The organism is Paenibacillus sp. NPDC058174 (genome assembly GCF_042883865.1).
Lineage (GTDB): Bacteria > Bacillota > Bacilli > Paenibacillales > Paenibacillaceae > Pristimantibacillus.
In genome coordinates this window covers 2531904-2551782 of sequence record NZ_JBHVUY010000001.1, presented here as the reverse complement: position 1 = coordinate 2551782, position 19879 = coordinate 2531904, and the positions used below count along the sequence as shown (strand labels likewise).

The 19879-nt window shown below is 48.9% G+C and carries 22 protein-coding genes and 1 other annotated feature; of the genes, 17 read left to right on the top strand and 5 right to left on the bottom strand.

Annotated elements, in window-relative coordinates:
• Positions 1-960 carry a tRNA modification radical SAM protein MnmL/YtqA gene (gene mnmL, locus ACFVVF_RS11385; RefSeq protein ID WP_387808538.1) on the bottom strand — a complete coding sequence of 320 codons (960 nt, stop codon included), beginning with the start codon at positions 958-960 and terminating at the stop codon, positions 1-3.
• A 269-nt stretch (positions 961-1229) separates the two neighbouring features.
• On the opposite strand from mnmL, the gene ACFVVF_RS11380 reads away from it, so the two are divergent.
• Both ACFVVF_RS11380 and trmB read left to right on the top strand, forming a co-directional pair.
• Entirely contained in the window at positions 1230-1436 is a 207-nt protein-coding gene (locus tag ACFVVF_RS11380) for a hypothetical protein (protein WP_042164194.1), read from the top strand.
• Between the two features lie 128 nt (positions 1437-1564).
• A complete protein-coding gene (gene trmB, locus ACFVVF_RS11375) occupies positions 1565-2347 on the top strand; it encodes a tRNA (guanosine(46)-N7)-methyltransferase TrmB (protein ID WP_387808535.1) in 783 nt (260 codons plus the stop codon).
• 42 nt (positions 2348-2389) lie between these two features.
• On the opposite strand, the gene ACFVVF_RS11370 is transcribed toward trmB, so the two are convergent.
• Positions 2390-2950 carry a phosphatase PAP2 family protein gene (locus tag ACFVVF_RS11370; protein WP_387808532.1) on the bottom strand — a complete coding sequence of 187 codons (561 nt, stop codon included), beginning with the start codon at positions 2948-2950 and terminating at the stop codon, positions 2390-2392.
• A gap of 163 nt (positions 2951-3113) precedes the next feature.
• Positions 3114-3470, bottom strand: coding sequence for a hypothetical protein (locus tag ACFVVF_RS11365; RefSeq protein WP_387808529.1), 357 nt, complete (start codon positions 3468-3470; stop codon positions 3114-3116).
• Between the two features lie 56 nt (positions 3471-3526).
• Between ACFVVF_RS11365 and ACFVVF_RS11360 the strand changes: the two genes are divergently transcribed.
• The 4 genes from ACFVVF_RS11360 to rplT all read left to right on the top strand — a co-directional run bounded on the left by ACFVVF_RS11360 (position 3527) and on the right by rplT (position 6167).
• A complete protein-coding gene (locus tag ACFVVF_RS11360; RefSeq protein ID WP_387808526.1) occupies positions 3527-4765 on the top strand; it encodes a glycosyltransferase family 2 protein in 1239 nt (412 codons plus the stop codon).
• Between the two features lie 67 nt (positions 4766-4832).
• Positions 4833-4977: a sequence feature (ribosomal protein L20 leader region), on the top strand.
• 59 nt (positions 4978-5036) lie between these two features.
• Positions 5037-5534, top strand: coding sequence for a translation initiation factor IF-3 (infC, locus tag ACFVVF_RS11355; protein ID WP_387809039.1), 498 nt, complete (start codon positions 5037-5039; stop codon positions 5532-5534).
• A gap of 20 nt (positions 5535-5554) precedes the next feature.
• A complete protein-coding gene (rpmI, locus tag ACFVVF_RS11350) occupies positions 5555-5755 on the top strand; it encodes a 50S ribosomal protein L35 (RefSeq protein WP_015842912.1) in 201 nt (66 codons plus the stop codon).
• Positions 5756-5807: 52 nt separating this feature from the next.
• Complete coding sequence (rplT, locus tag ACFVVF_RS11345) at positions 5808-6167, top strand: 50S ribosomal protein L20 (RefSeq protein ID WP_387808523.1); 360 nt, start codon at positions 5808-5810, stop codon at positions 6165-6167.
• 652 nt (positions 6168-6819) lie between these two features.
• Here the strand turns inward: rplT and ACFVVF_RS11340 are convergent.
• Complete coding sequence (locus tag ACFVVF_RS11340; protein WP_387808520.1) at positions 6820-7485, bottom strand: hypothetical protein; 666 nt, start codon at positions 7483-7485, stop codon at positions 6820-6822.
• Between the two features lie 377 nt (positions 7486-7862).
• Here ACFVVF_RS11340 and ACFVVF_RS11335 point away from each other — a divergent pair, with 377 nt between their 5' ends.
• Positions 7863-8324 carry a hypothetical protein gene (locus ACFVVF_RS11335; protein ID WP_387808517.1) on the top strand — a complete coding sequence of 154 codons (462 nt, stop codon included), beginning with the start codon at positions 7863-7865 and terminating at the stop codon, positions 8322-8324.
• A gap of 9 nt (positions 8325-8333) precedes the next feature.
• On the opposite strand, the gene ACFVVF_RS11330 is transcribed toward ACFVVF_RS11335, so the two are convergent.
• Positions 8334-8795, bottom strand: a complete 462-nt coding sequence (locus tag ACFVVF_RS11330) for a GNAT family N-acetyltransferase (RefSeq protein ID WP_387808514.1) — start codon at positions 8793-8795, stop codon at positions 8334-8336.
• A 561-nt stretch (positions 8796-9356) separates the two neighbouring features.
• On the opposite strand from ACFVVF_RS11330, the gene ilvB reads away from it, so the two are divergent.
• From ilvB to ACFVVF_RS11280, 10 genes are all read left to right on the top strand, one after another.
• Entirely contained in the window at positions 9357-11099 is a 1743-nt protein-coding gene (gene ilvB / locus ACFVVF_RS11325) for a biosynthetic-type acetolactate synthase large subunit (protein ID WP_387808511.1), read from the top strand.
• Entirely contained in the window at positions 11100-11582 is a 483-nt protein-coding gene (gene ilvN / locus ACFVVF_RS11320; protein ID WP_387808508.1) for an acetolactate synthase small subunit, read from the top strand. It begins immediately after the preceding gene.
• A gap of 141 nt (positions 11583-11723) precedes the next feature.
• Positions 11724-12716, top strand: a complete 993-nt coding sequence (gene ilvC, locus ACFVVF_RS11315) for a ketol-acid reductoisomerase (RefSeq protein ID WP_042164161.1) — start codon at positions 11724-11726, stop codon at positions 12714-12716.
• Positions 12717-12963: 247 nt separating this feature from the next.
• Entirely contained in the window at positions 12964-13365 is a 402-nt protein-coding gene (locus ACFVVF_RS11310) for a secondary thiamine-phosphate synthase enzyme YjbQ (RefSeq protein WP_387808504.1), read from the top strand.
• A 140-nt stretch (positions 13366-13505) separates the two neighbouring features.
• Positions 13506-14588: a 3-isopropylmalate dehydrogenase gene (leuB, locus tag ACFVVF_RS11305; protein WP_387808501.1), complete on the top strand. Its 1083-nt coding sequence runs from the start codon at positions 13506-13508 to the stop codon at positions 14586-14588.
• 129 nt (positions 14589-14717) lie between these two features.
• Positions 14718-15266, top strand: a complete 549-nt coding sequence (locus tag ACFVVF_RS11300) for a peroxiredoxin (RefSeq protein WP_387808498.1) — start codon at positions 14718-14720, stop codon at positions 15264-15266.
• 179 nt (positions 15267-15445) lie between these two features.
• The gene (locus tag ACFVVF_RS11295) at positions 15446-15862 is read left to right on the top strand and encodes a hypothetical protein (RefSeq protein ID WP_387808495.1); all 417 of its coding nucleotides are present in this window, start codon (positions 15446-15448) and stop codon (positions 15860-15862) included.
• Positions 15863-16022: 160 nt separating this feature from the next.
• A complete protein-coding gene (sigI, locus tag ACFVVF_RS11290) occupies positions 16023-16838 on the top strand; it encodes an RNA polymerase sigma factor SigI (RefSeq protein WP_387808492.1) in 816 nt (271 codons plus the stop codon).
• Positions 16835-18226: an anti-sigma-I factor RsgI family protein gene (locus tag ACFVVF_RS11285; protein WP_387808489.1), complete on the top strand. Its 1392-nt coding sequence runs from the start codon at positions 16835-16837 to the stop codon at positions 18224-18226. The genes sigI and ACFVVF_RS11285 overlap by 4 nt, the downstream gene beginning before the upstream one ends.
• 234 nt (positions 18227-18460) lie before the next feature.
• On the top strand, positions 18461-19840 hold the full coding sequence (locus ACFVVF_RS11280) for an ATP-binding protein (RefSeq protein ID WP_387809036.1): 1380 nt from the start codon (positions 18461-18463) through the stop codon (positions 19838-19840).
• Positions 19841-19879 lie beyond the last annotated feature (39 nt).

Below are 19879 nucleotides of genomic sequence, written 5' to 3'. Positions count from 1 at the left end.
CTAGCTGTTCCCCCAAAGCTTGCCCTGCCAAGTATTACGGCGTTTCAGCTCGTCATCAATCGCATTGAGCACTTCCCATTTCTTCAAGCTCCAAGTTGGACCGATGAGCAAGTCACGAGGGGCGTCGCCCGTCAGCCGATGAACGATCATCTCCGGCGGCAGAAACTCCAGCGAGTCGACAATGAGCTTCACATACTCGTCCTGCTCGAGAAAACGCAGCAAGCCGGCTTCGTACTGGCGAACCATCGGTGTTTTGCGCATGAGGTGTAGCAGGTGGATTTTGATCCCCTGTACGTCCATCTTCGCGACGGCACGGCCGGTATCCAGCATCATTTCATGCGTTTCCTGCGGCAGGCCGTAGATGATGTGGGCGCAGACGCGGATGCCGCGCTCACGCAGCCGGCGTACCGCATCCAGATAGCATTCGGTGTCATGCGCCCGGTTGATCAGCGTCGAGGTCGATTCGTGAATCGTCTGTAGACCCATTTCCACCCACAAGTAGGTTCGCTCATTCAGTTCAGCCAGGTAGTCGACGACATCGTCCGGCAGGCAGTCGGGGCGGGTAGCGATGGATAGCCCAACGACGCCCGGCTGCTGCAAAATCACTTCATAATACTCGCGCAGCTCTTCAACTGGCGCATACGTATTCGTATAAGCCTGAAAGTAGCCGATGTACTTGGCGTCCGGCCATTTCAAATGCTGGCGGTCGCGGATCGTATTGAACTGCGTGACCAGATCGTCACGGCGTCTTCCCGCAAAATCGCCTGATCCCCGCGCGCTGCAGAACGTGCAGCCGCCTTTGGCGATCGTGCCGTCGCGGTTCGGGCAAGTAAAGCCGGCGTCGAGCATCACTTTAAATATTTTGCCGCCGAACTGTTCGCGCATTTCGTAATTCCATGTATGAAATCGTTTATCGCCCCACAGCTGCGGCTGCTGAGGCGTCATTTGCAATGCGTTCATTCATTCTCCTTCTTCCTTCAAAGGCTGCCCCTCTATTTTATCGGATATCGCGTTGAAATGCCATGCCGGATTGCGGCTGATGCTGGTTAAAATTAGCTGGAAATATAAAACGTTTTCAAGAAAATTAGGCTTGATAAACCTTACATCATCTGTTATATTAAAAGTGTGAAAAGACAATAAAAAAACCTTACATGCCTTAATCGTAGCGATTGTCATAGAACGTCGATTAACTGGAAATGCTGTATAAAAAATCGATGAGGTGATATGAAATGAGTCAAACAACTAAAATTCCGCATGGCGATGAGAAAGTTACGGTTGAGTTAACGGTGAAAGAGCTGATGGTGCTTAGCGGCGTCCGCTTCCCTAATAATCATCATCTAGAAGTATCGGCACGCAAAAAACTGAACGAGGTGCTTGAAGAGACGTTCGAAATCGAGCCGAGCGGCAGCCCGATCAATTACCAGATGCTTACCTAATTCCATATCCGCAAATCAGCCGCAGGCACTCCTGCGGCTTTTCTATTTGCCGTGAACCCTTTACATGGGAGGCGGTCTTGGGGCAAAATAAGAATCAGTTTAATGGAGTCTAGGAGGACAAGATCAGTATGCGTCTAAGAGGAAGAAAAGGAATACGTGAAAGCATAGAAGCGCAGCCGGAGTTGGTCGTACTCGACGCCGCTCCTCATAAAGGCAAGTGGCACGAGTTTTTCGGCAATGACAATCCGATCTATATCGAGCTGGGCATGGGCAAAGGCAGATTCATCAGCCACATGAGCGCCCGCAACCCGGAAATTAATTTTATCGGCGTCGATATGTATGACGAGTTGATCCGTCGTGCCAGCGAGAAGGCTCGTGCGGTATGGGAGGAGAAAGGGGAGCAAAGCCCGCCCAATCTGGCGCTGCTTCGCGCCAATATCGAGCATATCGAGAATATGTTTGATCCGGGTGAGCTGGAGCGGATTCATCTGAACTTCAGCGATCCGTGGCCGAAAAGCAAACACGCCCGCCGCAGGCTGACACATCCGCGTTTTCTCGCGAAATATGCGCAGCTGCTGAACGAGCGCGGTGAGATTCATTTTAAGACGGATTCGCAGTCTCTGTTCGAGTTTTCACTAAACAGCTTCGCCGAAGTGGAGATGCAGCTCCGCAACATTTCGCTTCACCTTCATAAGGAGGGACCGCGAGAGGATCTCGTGTTCACCGAATATGAAATGAAGTTCATGGGCAAAGGCCAGCCGATCTACCGGCTAGAGGCCGTGATCGGGGAAACTGCGCTGGAGCAGTACCGCACCAGCAAGCGTGAGGCAGCGAGCCGTGAAGCGGCGGCTGCGGAAGCCGCTGAAGCTGCCGAAGCTGCAGGACAAGCCGATCAGGAAGACGCCGAGTAATACTAAGCGACATTGCATGAAGCCGGGAACTCCAGCATGAAGCTAGACCGGAGTCACCCAGTTATATTCGACCGCGATGGCTGTTAGCGTGCCGATAAGCGCGCCGACGGCCACGTCGGAAGGATAATGCAGGCCCAGATACATCCTCGACCAGCCCACCGATACCCCGATAATGACCGCAACTGGAAGCGCAATGACGAACCAGGGGCCGCTCGCCGCAACCAGCGGAATGAGCCAAGCAAAAATTGCGGTCGTATGACCGGAAGGGAAAGAGGAGTCCACCAGCGGCTTCCTTCCTGTATTCATTCCCTCAAGCGCCTGATACGGGCGCAGCCTCTTGAATTTTCTTTTTACAATAAACACAGGAAAATGACTGATAACGACTGCGGTAAAACAATGCCAGCCCGTAATGTTCCAAGGAGCCGGAGCGAGGAGCGCGAAGAGCAGCGAGCTCAAAACGGTGAATGTAGCACCGCCCATATGGGTTACCGTAGACAGCCATTTGCCCAGCCATCGATGCAACCTTCTGTGTCCCCGCCGTTGATTCGCCCAGACGATGAACTCCTGTTCGCGGGTTCTCAGCCATTCTATCATTCGTCTCATCCGTATCCTCCTAATAAATCATCGAGGGCAAAGCTCGATTCGCACACATTATACCCGATATTACGACGAAAATGTTCAAAAAATAATAAGTTGTTGATTTGAAATTTATATGAAGGCTTTACGTATTACAAAACGGCCCGATTGGTAAAGCTTATATGGAAGACTAGGCCTTCAGATTCATCCGGTTCACCGTTTCGACACAATGCGCCGTCCGCAGGGTTAGAAACTTTTTCGCAACTTTTTTCGTATGTAAGGTCGGAAGTGCTAAAAAATCAGCAAATGGATGAAAATAAGGGCGACGCGCCGCAAAAGGAGGTAATTGTGATATTGATGCGCCATGGAAGCGTTTTTCCGGTTGGAAAATGCATATTGGCGGCAAATTAAGGTTTTGACAAAGATGGTCATTGTGTGGAAAATCAGATAGGTCGCAGAACGCTTCCAAATAGATAAAGCGCTGGACACAGACAAGAGAGAGAGTAATAAAGAGTCTGTCGGGGCCGCCGGCATTGCTTTCGGGCATGTGCGACGGTGATCAGAACAGGCAATTAAAAAGGGGTCTCAAGGGGGCAGTACCGAATGTTCAATACGATAATGTTTGTGTTTCAAATCGGATTTGCATTGTTAGGCCTGTATCAGCTGTTTCTGACGTTTTTCGGCTGGACCAGGAAGAAAGAGGATTTATCCCATGCGCCGCAAAAGAAATTCGCACTGCTTATCGCGGCCCATAATGAAGAGCAGGTCGTTGGCGCATTAATCGAGAATTTGCTGAAAATGAAATACCCTCGCGAGCTGTACGATATTTTCGTCATTTGCGACAACTGCACGGACGGAACGGTCAAAGTCGTCAACAGCTACGACGGCGTCTACGCATGCGAGCGAGTGAACACGAATCAGCGCGGCAAAGGCTATGCTGTGGAGTGGATGCTCAAAGAGCTGTGGAAAATGCCAAAGAACTACGATGGCGTATGTATTTTTGACGCTGACAATCTGGTGGCAACAGACTTCCTGCAGTACATGAACAATGATCTTTGCAACGGAAACCGCGTCATCCAAGGTTACCTGGATACGAAGAACCCGAACGACTCGTGGGTTAGCTCCGCGAATGCGATCAACTACTGGTTCTGCAACCGGTTGTGGCAGCTGCCGCGTACGAACTTGAAGCTCGCTAACTTCTTGGGCGGCACAGGCATGTGCTTTGAAGCAAAGCTGCTGAAGGAAATGGGCTGGGGCGCTACGAGCCTTGTAGAGGATCTGGAGTTCACAGTTCGCTGTATTAAAAAAGGCATCTACCCGAAATTCAATTTCGAAGCGAAAGTGTTTGACGAAAAGCCGATTACGTTCCAAGCCTCCGCACGTCAGCGGCTGCGCTGGATGCAAGGCCATTTCGACGTCACCCGCAAATATATGCTGCCGCTGTTGTGGCAGGGCATTAAAGAGGGCAGCTGGACGAAGATCGATGCCGCGCTGTACGTATTCAATGCTTATAACTACCTGGCAGGCTTTTTCATCACAACGATCGTCTGGGGCGATATCTTCTTGTCCGGCGGCGACAATGTGACTTCGGTGTACAACATGCTGCCGATATGGCTGAGCATTCCGTACATGCTCTACATCTTCACTCAAATCCCGCTTTCGATGTACATGGCGAAAGTTGACTGGAAGCTGTATCTGCGGATTCCGACGTTCCTGTTGTTCACGCTGTCGTGGTGGCCGATTACGGTTCACGCCTTTTTCACGCAAAACAACAAGAAGTGGAGCCACACGCAGCATACGCGCGTTATCCGGCTGGAAGAAGTGCAAAGCAAGCAGCTGTAAAAGGGTTGACACCCATATGACGGCTATGATATATTAACTCGGTAGCAGTTTTGAAAAGATGAATAGTACGCACAAGAAGAAGCGCCCGCTTCTCACCTTTTGGCAACGGCTGACTGGTTTGCGATAATCGATTGTTATCGAACATTTCGTTATGAAATGCTGAGAACGGTTATGGAATGCGGGTTCGCGCGAACCCGCATTTTTTTATTTTTTGTAACTATCCACGATTATTCCACTTTGGAGGTGGCACGTTATTAGCAGAGAACATCAAATCAACGATGAGATCCGGGCTAGAGAAGTACGCCTTGTCGGCGCAGAAGGTGAGCAAATCGGTATTAAATCAATTCGTGATGCTATGCAGATGGCAATTGATTTAAACCTGGATCTGGTAAACGTCGCTCCTACGGCTAAACCGCCGGTATGTCGCATTATGGACTATGGCAAATTCCGTTATGAGCAGCAGAAGAAAGAGAAAGAAGCCCGCAAAAATCAAAAAATCGTCGACTTGAAGGAAGTTTGGTTCCGTGCAAACATTGATGAGCATGACTATCAGACGAAATACCGCAATGTCGTGAAATTTTTGAATGAGGGTGACAAAGTTAAAGCTTCCGTCCGTTTCCGCGGACGTGAAATCGCCCATGCGTCGATCGGCCAGAAGATTCTGGACCGCCTGTCGCAAGAGGTTGCCGAAATATGCAGCGTTGAGCGTGCACCGAAGCTGGAAGGCCGGAGCATGATTATGATTTTGGCACCAAAAAGCAACACTTAATTTAAGGGAGGATAAACGACATGCCTAAGATGAAAACACACAGCAGTCTGAAAGACCGCTTCAAAATTACCGGTACTGGTAAAGTAAAACGCTATAAAGCGTACCGCAACCACTTGCTGTCCCACAAATCGGGACGTCAAAAACGTGTGCTTGCTGGCCAACCGCTTATGGCTGCTGGCGACGTTCGCCGCATTCAGCAAGGTCTCGCTAACCTGAAATAGTATTGTTCGGCCCATATAAAAAGCAAATTCAACTTACAGGAGGTTTCCACTCATGGCAAGAGTTAAAGGCGGTTTTGTCCGCACTCGTCGTCGGAAAAGAATTCTAAAGCTAGCTAAAGGTTATTTCGGTTCGAAACATCGTCTGTTTAAAACAGCGAAGGAGCAAGTAGGCAAGTCCCTGCTGTATGCTTACCGTGACCGTCGTGCGAAAAAACGCGACTTCCGCAGACTGTGGATCGTTCGTATCAACGCGGCTGCTCGCCAAAACGGCCTGTCGTACAACAAATTCATGTACGGCTTGAAACTGGCTGGCGTAGAAGTAAACCGCAAAATGCTTGCTGACCTGGCTGTTAACGACATCAACTCGTTCAACTCCCTTGCAGGCGTTGCAAAAGCGAAAATCAACGCTTAGTATCTGCTAAGCGATATCGAAGAGGTTGTCCCGCAATGGGACAACCTCTTCTTTTGTTGTGTGCTGTGCTTGCTGCAGTATAGGCATTGCTACGTACGCTAGACGCTGGCATCTTGCAGATGCCAGTTTGGGAGAGCAGAACAGTGAAGAACGTGAAAGTTTTGCATGGGGGTATTTGCTGAACTGATTGCTGAATGCAATTGTTTGTATCGTCGCTGGAACTCGCCTCTGCCAACGTAGGCTTATTGCCTTTTAAAAGTAACCTATTTTTGCCTTCTGCCCTCCCTTGCTGGCAGATCCGCATGCTAAACTCGACTAGCGCAAAAAGTTACTTTATTATGTCGTTGTTTTCTCTAATTTGATCCCGTTTACGGTGAAATGAAGCATTAAGGTATAAAAGTAAACAGTAGCGGAAATTGATTTCCCAATAGAGAAAAAACTTCACTTATATCCCGGAAAGTAAGCGAAAAGAGCCAATCCCCTTATAAATTAAAGAAAAAACATCATTATACAGCGAAGCAAATTTCTTTAAGCAGCTTGAACTGCAGCCCCCGCGATGCCCTCATCATACAAGTCAAAATATATTAGATTACTTAGTACCCTACTCCACAATAAGATTCCATCCATTAAAGATCATGCTGCGCGCCAGCTCTTACTCAACAAAGTTGTTCAGCTGATAGCAGGTAATCCGTTTCGCATCGGGGGAGGCGCAGGTTAGCAATCCCTCGTCCAGTAGCTTGCGCAGCCAGTTGCCAGCCGTCCGATTTGAGATTTGAAAAAGCTTGGCGACATCGTCTGGCCGGATTTTACCCTCTCTGCGAATAGCAAACTGGGTAATTAACTGCTTTTTGATGTCCCACAGCTGAAGATGATCACCGCTTTGGGGGCCGTACGTCCGCGACCACCAGTAGCCGATCGCTTGCATAAGCGTCTGGCGGCAGCGTTCCGGCTGATGCTCCACTTGCCAAGCGGAAAAGCGAAGCAGCAGCCATCCGGATAGAATCAGGTCGTTCTGGCGCGACAGATGATCGTTAAACTCGCCATGGTTAATGTCTCTCGCATGAGTGGTAAAGCCGTCCACCTCAACTAGTAAGCGAGTGCCGTTACGGGTATACACAAAATCAGCAAAACGCTGGCCTCCCTTATAATCGCGAAAAGGGAATTCTGCCGTTAATCCTTCATAACGGTAATTAAAGGCTGGGCCCCACACCTGCTCCAAAAACAGCAGTTCCATTCGGCCCAGCTTGCTGCGAAGCTTGCCGTTCTGAACAGCCTCGCGTTCAAACGCTTCAACAAATCGGGATAGTACGTAATGCATATCATCGCCTCCTCAATGTTAGTCAAGGGAATAAAAAAACACCCCGGGCCTAAGACGTTAAATACGCCTAGGCCGGGGTGTGCTTCACTCCCTGCAATATGAAATAATTGTATGTGATTTCCATTAGGAAGACAATATGTTCTCACTATATATTATGCGAGAAAGAGGATTTCCGAGAAAGGTCATTCCAACGGCTACTCACACAATCAAGCATACTCTGCATTTGTAAGACTCTACAACAAATTAATCACTTAATCCCCCCCCCCGCCTGCTCCAACATCTACCCATATCCATTTCCATCCCTATCGGACAAACAAACAAGCAAGTAGATTTGAAATGAATAAACTATAGAACAACGGGGAAAGGAGGGATTTGGCATGGGTAATGTCACTAAGGAACGGGCAAAGCAGTTGATCGGCAAAACGATTTACGCGATACGCAAAGACGGTTCTGTCGTCAAAGGCAAACTCGTTCGGGTGCATAACAACAAGCTCGTCATTGCTCCGCTGAGGAAGAAGACCAAAGGCAAAACCGTTCATACAAAGGGGTTTTTGCTCCCGCTTGTATTGTTTGATCTGCTGGCAATCGGTACGCTTTCATTCTTCGGCGGCGGCGGCTGTGGCTGCGGCGGAGCAGGCTGTGGTAAATGCGGTGGCGGCTACGGCGGTGGTTACGGCGGAGGCTACGGAGGCGGTTACGGTGGCGGGTATGGCATAAAAGGTTACAACAACGGAGGCTACGGCGGCGGTTATGGTCAAGGCTACGGTCAGGGCTATGGCGGCGGCTACGGCGGTAATTATGGCCAAGGTTATGGCCCCCAAGGCTATAACGGCTACTAATTTAATGAGCTAGATTCCAGGCTGAGGCTGGGGCGGAGCAAGCGGTTTAACCATTTCGAAGCAGCGCAATTCAGGATCATATCGAACAGCTTGATAACCAAGCCGGGTGTAAAAGCGCTGTGCTTTTGCATTGATATCATCTACAAAAAGCTTTGCATGCGTGCACTGATGGGTTGAGCCGTATGCTTCGCAGCTGGCCATCAGTTTTTTGCCCCACTCCCGGTTTCGGTGATGGGGATGGGTAACGAGCATATCGATGTAGAGGAGCGGCCCATACTTTTCAAAATGAATGAAGCCATAAGGCTTTGCGGTTTTTCCCGCGGCTGCGACATAAGTTATGCCGGTCCGGAAACGGACAGGCAGCTCGCGAATGGCATGCGCATCTAGCGGGTGAACGGAATGGGCAAGCGGCATTAATTCCGTACGTATCAAGCTGAAAATTACGGAATCGTCAGTTCTGGAGTTTCGCATTCGAATCGTTGGCATCAACAAAACAATCCTTCCTGCTGAGGAATGAGATTGCCAAAAACGGCTATACTACCATATGTGCAAATAGGCGCGAGCGGAACGTGTCCGTAATTTTTTGGGATTGTGCGCTGGAATGTTCTTGACGTAAGAGAATTGACGGAATATAATGAAAGCAATCTTATTTTTTATATGTCATCGGCAATGATGAGGACGAAGTATTAAGGGCTCTTTTGCTCAGAGAGTGGACGGATTTGCTGCAACCGTCGCCAGAATCCCTTTTTGCGAGCTCACCTCGGAGCTGTTTCCCTGAAAAGCAATTTGCGTATTAGGGGAAATCGCAAGGCACGCGTTACTGTGCCACAGGTATGGACGTTATGTGCGCACACGTTCTTACCTATTGAGGTTATACATCGAGAGATGTATAACGAATTTGGGTGGTACCACGGAAGTTCAACCTTTCGTCCCTCGAGTCTTCGATTTATGCGAAGCGAGAGGGGCGGAAGGTTTTTTTGTTTTCGCCGAACTAAGAAGAAGGTATGAAGTAAGCTAGGAGGAGGATGGCAGATGGTCACGCAAAGTGCAACACTGAAGTCAAAACAAGAATTAATCGAGAAATTGCAAAAGCCTGAAGTAATTACAGGTTCTGAAATGTTACTCCGTAGTTTGGTGCTGGAAGGCGTCGAATGCGTGTTTGGCTATCCGGGCGGCGCAGTGTTGTACATTTACGACGCGATGCACGGATTCTCCGATTTCAATCATGTGCTTACCCGCCACGAGCAAGGAGCGATTCATGCGGCAGACGGCTATGCACGCGCTAGCGGCAAAGTTGGCGTATGTATCGCAACATCCGGCCCAGGGGCTACAAATCTTGTAACGGGTATCGCAACTGCATATATGGATTCTGTACCGCTCGTTGTCATTACCGGCAACGTTATCTCCAGCCTGATTGGCAGCGATGCTTTCCAAGAGGCGGATATTACCGGCATCACGATGCCGATTACGAAGCACAGCTACCTGGTTCGGGACGTTGAGGATTTGCCGCGTATTATTCACGAGGCTTTCCACATTGCGAATACTGGACGTAAAGGACCTGTACTGATCGACATTCCGAAAGACGTATCGTCGAACAAAGCATTGTTCAAGCCGGTATCGGAAGTTAGCATCCGCGGCTACAACCCTACGGTTTCGCCGAACAAGCTCCAAGTCGACAGACTGATTCAGGCAATTGAGCAAGCGGAACGCCCGCTTATTCTTGCAGGCGGCGGCGTTGTATACTCCGGTGCTCATGAGGAATTGCTCGAGTTTGTAACAAAGACGGAAATTCCGATCACGACAACGCTTCTTGGTCTTGGCGGATTCCCAAGCGGCAACGATCTGTGGCTCGGTATGCCGGGCATGCACGGAACGTACACGGCTAACAAATCGATTCAAAGCGCGGATCTGCTGATCAACATCGGAGCTCGCTTCGATGACCGCGTTACGGGTAAACTTTCCGGCTTTGCGCCGCTGGCGAAAATCGTTCATATCGATATCGACCCGGCTGAAATCGGCAAAAACGTACCGACGGACATTCCGATCGTTGGCGATGTAAAAACAGTTCTGCAGCTTGCGAACCAGCAAGCGAAACGCGCCGACAAAGCAGATGCTTGGCGTGCGAAGCTGCAAGCATCGAAGCTGGAATTCCCGTTCAGCTACAAGGATTCGGAAGAAGTGCTTAAGCCGCAATGGGTTGTGGAGATGATCCACGAGACAACAAACGGCGACGCAATCGTAACGACGGACGTAGGCCAGCATCAAATGTGGGCTGCGCAATACTACAACTTTAACAAACCGCGCTCTTGGGTAACCTCAGGCGGCCTTGGCACGATGGGCTTCGGATTCCCTTCCGCGATTGGCGCTCAAATGGCTAATCCGGATCGGGTGGTTGTTTCGATCAACGGCGACGGCGGCATGCAAATGTGCGCGCAAGAGCTTGCGATTTGCGCGATCAACAACATTCCGGTTAAAGTCGCGATCATCAACAACCAAGTGCTCGGCATGGTTCGTCAATGGCAAGAGCTTATCTATGATAACCGTTACAGCCATATTGACCTCGCCGGCAGTCCGGATTTCGTTAAGCTTGCCGAAGCTTATGGCGTTCGCGGCTTCCGCGCAACGAACAAGGAAGACGCTCGCAAGGTATGGGAGGAAGCACTCCGCCATCCGGGCCCAGCGGTCGTAGAATTCGTCGTGAACAAAGAAGAAAACGTGTATCCGATGGTTGCCCAAGGAAGCACGATCGACGAAATGATCATGGGGGATGCGTAAATGAAAAAGCATACGATCGCAGTAATTGTTAATGACCAGCCTGGCGTTCTGCAACGCGTATCCGGCTTGTTCGGACGCCGCGGCTTCAATATCGAGAGCATTACAGTAGGAACAAGCGAAGAGCAAGGCCTCTCCCGCATGGTTATCGTCACTACAGGCGATGACCATACACTGGAGCAAGTAACGAAGCAGCTTTACAAGCTGATTGATGTCATCAAAGTTATCGATCTCAGCTCCAACCCGATGGTTGCCCGCGAGCTTGCGCTTATTAAAGTAAGCGCTGAGCCTGCGGCTCGTCCGGAAATTCTCGGCGTTGTCGAAACCTTCCGTGCGGCTGTCGTCGATATCGGCACTCATTCGCTTATTGTACAAGTTGTCGGCGATACGGAGAAAATCGATGCGATGGTCGAGCTCTTGAAGCCTTACGGCATTCGCGAGCTTTCCCGCACCGGCGTAACCGCGCTGAACCGCGGCAGCAAGTAAGAACGAAGTCACTAATTTAGCTCAGTCTATTATTTATCCAATTACCAATCCCGCTTTGAGCGGGAGTTTAAGGGGAGAATCGAATTTTCTCTGCTTAAACACCCGTTCAAAAGGGTTAAATTAAAGGAGGCAATTATTAACATGGCAGTTACAATGTATTATGAAAAAGATTCAGACATCAGCGTTCTCCAAGGTAAAACAATTGCAGTAATCGGTTACGGCAGTCAAGGCCACGCGCAAGCGCAAAACCTTCGCGACAGCGGCCTGAAAGTCGTTATCGGCCTTCGTCCAGGCAAATCCGCTGACGTTGCTAAAAAAGACGGCTTCGAGGTTCTGACAGTTGCTGAAGCGACTAAAGTTGCTGACGTTGTTCAAATCTTGCTGCCAGACGAAACTCAAGCAAAAGTATACGCGGAAGAAATCGAGCCAAACCTGAAAAAAGGCGCTTCGCTCATGTTCTCCCACGGCTTCAACGTTCACTACGGTCAAATCGTAGCTAACAAAGATACAGACGTATTCCTGGTTGCTCCTAAATCGCCAGGTCACATGGTTCGCCGTACTTACCAAGAAGGCTTTGGCGTTCCTGGCTTGATCGCGATCCACCAAGATGCTTCCGGCAAAGCGAAAGAAATCGGCCTTGCTTATGCAAAAGGTATCGGCTGTACGCGTGCAGGCGTTATCGAAACTTCTTTCAAAGAAGAAACAGAAACTGACTTGTTCGGTGAGCAAGCTGTATTGTGCGGCGGCGCTTCCGCGCTCGTTAAAGCAGGCTTTGAGACTTTGGTTGAAGCTGGCTACGCTCCAGAAATGGCTTACTTCGAGTGCTTGCACGAGCTGAAGCTGATCGTTGACCTGATGTATGAAGGCGGACTTGCGACTATGCGTGATTCCATCTCCAACACAGCTGAATACGGCGACTATGTAACAGGTCCTCGTATCGTTACTGAAGAAACGAAGAAAGAAATGAAACGCGTTCTGGAAGACATTCAATCCGGCCGTTTCGCTCGTGACTTCATCCTTGAAAACCAATCGAACCGTGCTATGCTGACGGCTACTCGCCGTAACGAAGCTGCTCACCCAATCGAGCAAACTGGTGCACAGTTGCGCGAATTGATGCACTGGATCAAGAAGTAATTAACGAGTCCCATTCAAATTGACAGCCTATCTCAAATAGACTGCAATTGAACGATATTATCCCGGTTCGCCGGAGCAAGTCCGGATGCTTTGCGTATCCGATCGCTATGCTCTGCGCGAGCCGGGATAATTCTGTTTCTGAAGCTGCTAATGACAAAGTCCTCTCCAGGGCTTTTTTCTTTATTTGCTTATCGTAGACTGCTCAGTTTGCTGTGCTCTATCCAAATTGAAAAGGAGAGGAACGTAAATGCTCATTAAAGAAACGCTGCGAACGTCCAAACGGGACGAGATGATCGATATTACGCGCCAGGTTGCCGCCGTTGTCGCCCGTGAAGGGCTGTCGGACGGGCTGGCGGTCGTCTACTGCCCGCACACAACAGCAGGCATTACGATTCAGGAGAACGCCGACCCGGACGTTAAGCATGATATTCTAATGCGGCTGGATGAGGTCTATCCGTGGGAGCATCCGAAATACCGCCATGCCGAAGGGAATACCGCTTCCCATCTAAAGGCGCTAACGACCGGAACAAGCCAGACTGTAGTCATTAGCGGCGGACGTTTGCTGCTGGGAACGTGGCAGGGTATTTATTTTTGCGAGTTTGACGGACCAAGAAGCCGAACCTTTTATGTAAAGCTGCTTAATGGATAGTAATGAAACGGCTCGCTTATAAGGTTTGCCTATAAAGATGATAGATTTTATATCTTTGTTTAAATGGACGAAATGTGGTACAAATGATAATAGGTTGAGAATCGCTAATTGAGCAAAAACAAGGGAGTGTACAGATTATTATGTCAGAAGTTAAAAAAATCGCGGTTATCGCAGGCGACGGCATTGGTCCCGAGGTAGTAGGCGAAGCGCTTAAAGTATTGAAAAAAACGGAAGAACTGTTCGGCTACCAATTCGAAACAGAAAACGGCTTGTTCGGCGGTATTGCCATCGACGAGAAGGGCACACCGCTGCCGCAAGAAACGCTTGATCTTTGCAAAGGCGCAGACGCAGTACTGCTTGGCGCTGTTGGCGGTCCGAAATGGGACAACAACCCGAAAGAGCTTCGTCCAGAGACTGGCTTGCTGGGCATTCGTAAAGAGCTGGGCTTGTTCTCGAACATTCGTCCTGCAACTGTATTCGACTGCTTGAAAGAAGCTTCGACGCTGAAGCCGGAAGTGCTGGAAGGCACAGACCTGATCGTTGTTCGTGAACTGACGGGCGGCATCTATTTCGGCGAGAAATTCCGCCGCGAAGGCGCGAACGGCGAAGAAGCGGTTGATACTTGCGTCTACAACGTACAAGAGGTTGAGCGTATCGTTCGCCAAGCTTTCGATATTGCAATGACACGCGGCAAACGTCTGGCTTCGGTCGACAAAGCGAACGTTCTTGAAACTTCCCGCCTGTGGCGCGAAGTCGTTAACCGGATCGCACCTGAGTATCCGGAAGTTGAGCTGGAGCACGTACTCGTTGACAACTGTGCAATGCAATTGCTGCGCCGTCCTTCGAGCTTCGATGTTATCGTAACGGAAAACATGTTCGGCGACATCTTGAGCGACGAAGCAGCTATGCTTACAGGTTCGATCGGCATGTTGTCCTCCGCATCGCTGGGCGAAGGCAGCTTTGGCCTTTACGAGCCGGTCCACGGTTCTGCACCTGACATTGCGGGACAAGGCATCTCCAACCCAATCGCAACGATTCTTTCGGTTGCACTGATGTTCCGTCTTACATTCGGCTACCACGAAGCGGCTCAAGTAATTGAAGATGCTGTGAAAAACGTGCTGGATGCGGGCCACCGTACAGGCGACATCGCTGTTGATAAGAGCAAAGCAATCGGTACAACTGCAATGGGCGACCTTATCGTTGCAGCAATGAAAAAAGCTTAATTATAATTATTATAAAAAAATAAGGACTTTAATATTGACTTTATTATTGTCTGATGATAATATTTATCAAGTGAGTCACCCATATAAAGTGACAAAAAATATGATGGATAGGTCAAGGAGGAATTCACAATGGCAGAACGTTTGGTAGGCCGCCCAGCACCTGATTTTACGATGGATACAGCAACTGGTGACGGTAAAGATTTCGGTACGGCATCTCTTTCCGATTACAAAGGCAAATGGCTTGTTCTTTTCTTCTACCCGCTGGACTTCACATTCGTATGTCCGACAGAAATTACGGCTCTGAGCCTTGCTGCTGAAGAGTTCTCCAAGCTGAACACTGAAATTCTCGGCGTCAGCGTAGACAGCAAACACAGCCACCGCGCATGGATCAACACGCCGGTTAACGATAATGGTCTTGGCGAGCTGAACTTCCCGCTTGCTGCAGACATCACGAAAAAAGTAGCATCCGACTACGGCGTGCTGATCGAAGAAGAAGGTATCGCGCTTCGCGGCCTGTACATCATCGATCCGCAAGGCGAAGTTAAATACCAAGTGGTTAACCACAACGATGTAGGCCGCAGCGTTGACGAAACGCTCCGCGTACTGCAAGCTTTGCAATCCGGCGGTCTGTGCCCAATGAACTGGAAACCAGGCCAACAGCATTTGACTGCGAAGTAAGATTTGAAGAGAAAGCCCGTGCCGAAAGGCACGGGCTTTTTTTGATTTTATTAGCCTATGTCATGGTAAATATGCTTGTAAAGCAGGAATTTCGACCCCCGGCATCGAATAAGTTAGGGAAACGAATCATTATCGTTCGCCGGTATTATGCAGGCAGGCGTATAAGGAGGGAGCCGTCAATGAGCTTCTGCTGCGGTGCAAGTATGATTGGCACGAAGGGAACGTTGAAACATTTTCGGACCCATATTCATAATGTGCCTATCATGTTCTGTCCGGTGTGTCACCGGGTAGAAATTCATTATCTCATCGAGAACGAGTATGAAATATTGGCAGAATACGCGCATGGCGACGGCGCCGCGGAAGTGGATTTTCAAGAATACGTCGAACAGGAAAACAAAGCGCTGCTTGAAAACTGCGTCAATCACGAGAACGAGGATCCGATGGATGTCGTTCTTAGCCAGATTGATATGGCGCTGGACTTGCTGAGCTTTGCCGGACAGATCGGCGATAAGGAATGGCAAGAACAATTAAAGAAACGGTTAGGCACCTTAAACGGCAGACGCAATAAGTTGAGGCAGAGAAGAACTTCTGTTTAATGTTGTTGATTGACCTGTGATGCCTCCTTTTACGGGAGGCTTTTCATTTGCCGCCGCGAGGCGGCAAATGCCCGTTTAAGGGCCGTTCTCATAAATTTAATTTATTACCCCCTAAATCTATAAAACGTTATCGATACATATAACAGAGAGGTGGAGCGGTTTGCTACTCTTATTGTTCAAACGGTTTTTCGGGAAGACCGCTTCTCCGAAATCGGCAAATACAGAACAGAATAAAACTCCTGAGGTCATTGTGGCGCAGATTAGGCAAGGCGATGACAGCCTGCGGGAGCAATTTATTTCGGACTACAGACCGTATATCGCCAAAGTAACCAGCCGGTTCTGTAAACGCTACGTAGATCCGTCAAGGGATGATGAATTCAGCATTGCCTTGATGGCTTTTAATGAAGCGATCAATCAGTTCTCAACGGAATCCGGCAGATCCTTTCTTGGCTTTGCCGAGACGGTTATGAGACGCCGGCTGATTGACTTTGTACGCAAGGAGCAAAGACATACCCAATCGCTGCCTTACAGCTCTTTCGAGCTGCAGGATGAGGATGAGCAGACCTATAATCCCATTGAGACGAAGCAGGCATTGCAGGCCTACGAGTTAAAGCTCGCTTCCGATGAGCGGAAGATGGAAATTCATGAATATAGCAAAGAGCTCGAAAGCTTTGGCATCTCGTTTATGGAGCTGGTGGACAGCTCGCCTAAGCATGCAGATTCCAGGCTAATGCTGCTTGGCATTGCCTCTACGCTTGCAGGCGAGACTCATTTATTCGAGCATCTTCGCGCAAGCGGCAAGCTGCCAATCAAAGAGCTGACCGAGCTTTGCGGCGTGTCGCGTAAAACCGTTGAGCGCAATCGCAAATATATAATTGCAGTTTCTTTTCTTTTACAAGGTTCGTATCCCTATTTATACGATTATTTGAACATATCGGAACAAGAGAGAGATTTGAGTGAGGGGGCGGGAAGATGAATCGCGGTGTCGTAATGCAAGTAAACGGGAAGCAAGCTGTCGTAATGACGGCGGACGGCAGATTCGTATCTATCCCGTTGAAGGAGAAGGTCCAGATCGGCGAAGAAATTCTCTTCGAGGCGAATAAAGGGGCTGGAGCTTCCACTGCCGCTGCTTTTACTAAGCCGAGAAGAAAGCGCAGCTACTGGTACGCCGGAGCGGCAGCCGCAATTATTTTGCTGATGCTGCCAATCCTCTTTTTCGTCCAAAGCGAGAATCATCCCGTTGTTGCCTATGTAAGCATGGATATCAATCCCAGCATCGAAATCGGTGTTGATGCGAACAAAAAAGTGTGGGAGCTGCGCGCTCTGAATGAAGATGGCAGTAAAATGATTGAAAATATAGCTTATAAGGGCAAGCCGATCGAGCAGGTTGCAGATTCGATTATGAAGAATATAGCAGGAGCCCATTATTTGAGCGGCCCGGAAAAAGATATCGTCATTACGAGTCTGCTCCTGAATCCGAAGGTTGGGCCTGACTTTGAAGCGGCGTTGTCGCTGCAGGTCGATCAGGCAATTAAGCGAATGATAAGCGAATTGACGCTCGATACGAAAACAACGATTACGGCACTGTCGATTCCAGTCGAACTTCGCGAAGAGGCGGCGATGAATGGAATCTCCTCCGGAAAGATGGCCGTCTATTTGATGGCAAAGGCAGAAGGTTATGCAATACCAATAGAGTCATTAAAGCAGCAGTCTATCGACAAGGTGACAGAGCCGATCGGCGGGGTAAATACGATCGTAGAGCAGTCTGACCATACGAGTAAAGAGAAGCTGAAGGAGCTTGTGGAGCAAGAGAAGCTGGAGAATGAGGCAAAGAAGGATAAGGAAAACAAAGCGCCAATCTTAGCCAAGCCTGCAACCGATGGAGGCAAGCCGGCGGCAGCAACGATTACGAACAAGCCAAAGCCGGATAAGCCTTCTGCTACACCGGGCAAACCTCCTGTTCGCAAACCGGAAACACCGCATAAGCCGAATAAGCCAAAGGAACCAGACAAAAAGGGAGACTGGAAGGAGCAAAAGGACAACCGTAAAGGAGGAGGTTCCGGCAGGGAGCGCGAAGGTAAAAGCGGAGGCGATAACCGGAGCTGGGATGGTCACAACCACGGAAAAAAGGGTAAAGAGGATCGAGGACAGAGGGGCGGCGGTCACGACTGGAATTCCGGCAGCGGAAAAGACAAGGGCAAGGATAAAGGCAAGCAGGGCGATCAGGGCAAAGGACAAAGCAAAGGGAACGGCAAGAACGGCGGCAGCAAAGACAATGGTAACCACGATGGCAACGGTAAAGATTCCGGTCATAAACATAAGGGAAAAGGCCGTCATCACCAGAATAATGAGCAGGTCGGATAATAAAATAAGTCGAAAATGATCAGGTTCACAGGGGGAAATTTCCGTTATTATGTAACAATTGGAGCACCCTCTAAGTCTAGTATAGGTGTACAGCCACGGGAAAAACGTCACCCATCTATTTCTATCATAACCATTTTTCGACAAAGTTTCCGGTTGACATCTATTGTTAACAAAATTTATGATTAAATAAATATTTGCAATGATGTCTATAGATTTGCCGGGGAGGAGTTTATGATGCAGCTGATTCGAAAGCGCTATTTCCCGGCGCTTGCCGAATATGTTAAGAGCGGAAAAGAAATGTCCCTTTACAAGGCATCGGAGCTCGGTACTGATTTGCATGGCATGCATCCAGAGGAAGTTATCGCTATACATGAAGAGTGCATGCTAATCATCGTGGCGAATGTCGATTCCGACGAAGCAATCCAGCTTTATAACCGTTCCTTTATTTTTCTGATTGAAGTCATGGTCACGCTGCGTTTGCACCGCATTCCGGAAAAATCACCGGAGCAGCGCTTTACTGAAATGCGCGAAATGCTGTTTCATTCCAATCGCTCGTTCGAAATGGTTAAAAATAAATATGAAAATGTGCTGCAGCATATGGATAACGGCATTGCGCTGTTTGACAGCGATGGCATTTTATCTTTTATCAACGTTCAAATGGCTAAGATGCTGGATATACCGCGCAAGACGCTTATTGGCTGCAATTTGAATGAAATTTTGACACATAGGCAGCTCAGTACGGCTACTAAAAAAGTGATCGTACGGCTTTACAAGGAAATGTTTCTGCGCCGAAGCGGCTATTATGAATTTCAGGACAAGGATGGCAAGCATTTGCTTGTCACTGTTACATACGGCGATCAGCTGGAAGGCGATTTTTTGATTAACGTTAAGGATGTCTCTGAATACAAACAAATCGAGCAAACGGCTCTTCAGAACGATAAGCTGGCTATGCTAGGGCGTATGTCCGCAGCCATTGCCCATGAAATACGAAACCCTTTAACCTCCATCCGAGGCTTTATCCAACTTCTCCGTCCCTACTTAATGCAGCTTGGCAAGGAAGAGTACGCGCGCATTATCTTAGCGGAAATCGATCGTGCCAACGATATCATTTATGAATTTCTGAACTCATCCAAACCATCTGCTCCCATGAAGAAATCCGTATCGATCAATCGCCTGATTAATGAAGTTGTATTGCTTTCAGAAAGTGAAGCGTTAATGCGCAATTGTCAATTCCATGTTGAAACCTATGACGAGGATACGGAAGTTATGGTATCAATCGACGTCAAGCAGATTAAGCAAGTGATTCTGAATATTTTGAAAAACTCATTGGATGCCATCGAAGAAGTAAGTGATCAGCGAAGGGGGAGAATTGATATCATCACCCGTTCCGACGGTCAGAATGCCGAGATTACGTTAAGAGACAATGGCAAAGGAATGGACAGAGCAACATTGGCCCGTTTATTCGATCCCTTTTTTACGACAAAGGAAGCCGGGACCGGTCTTGGCCTATCGGTAAGTTACCGAATTATCCGCAATCATAGCGGCTCCATACGTGTAGATAGTCTGGAAGGAAGCGGTACTTCGTTTACAATCTATTTGCCATTAATCGAATAAACGATTAGAATCGGGGTATGCACCCCGATTTTGTTTTTG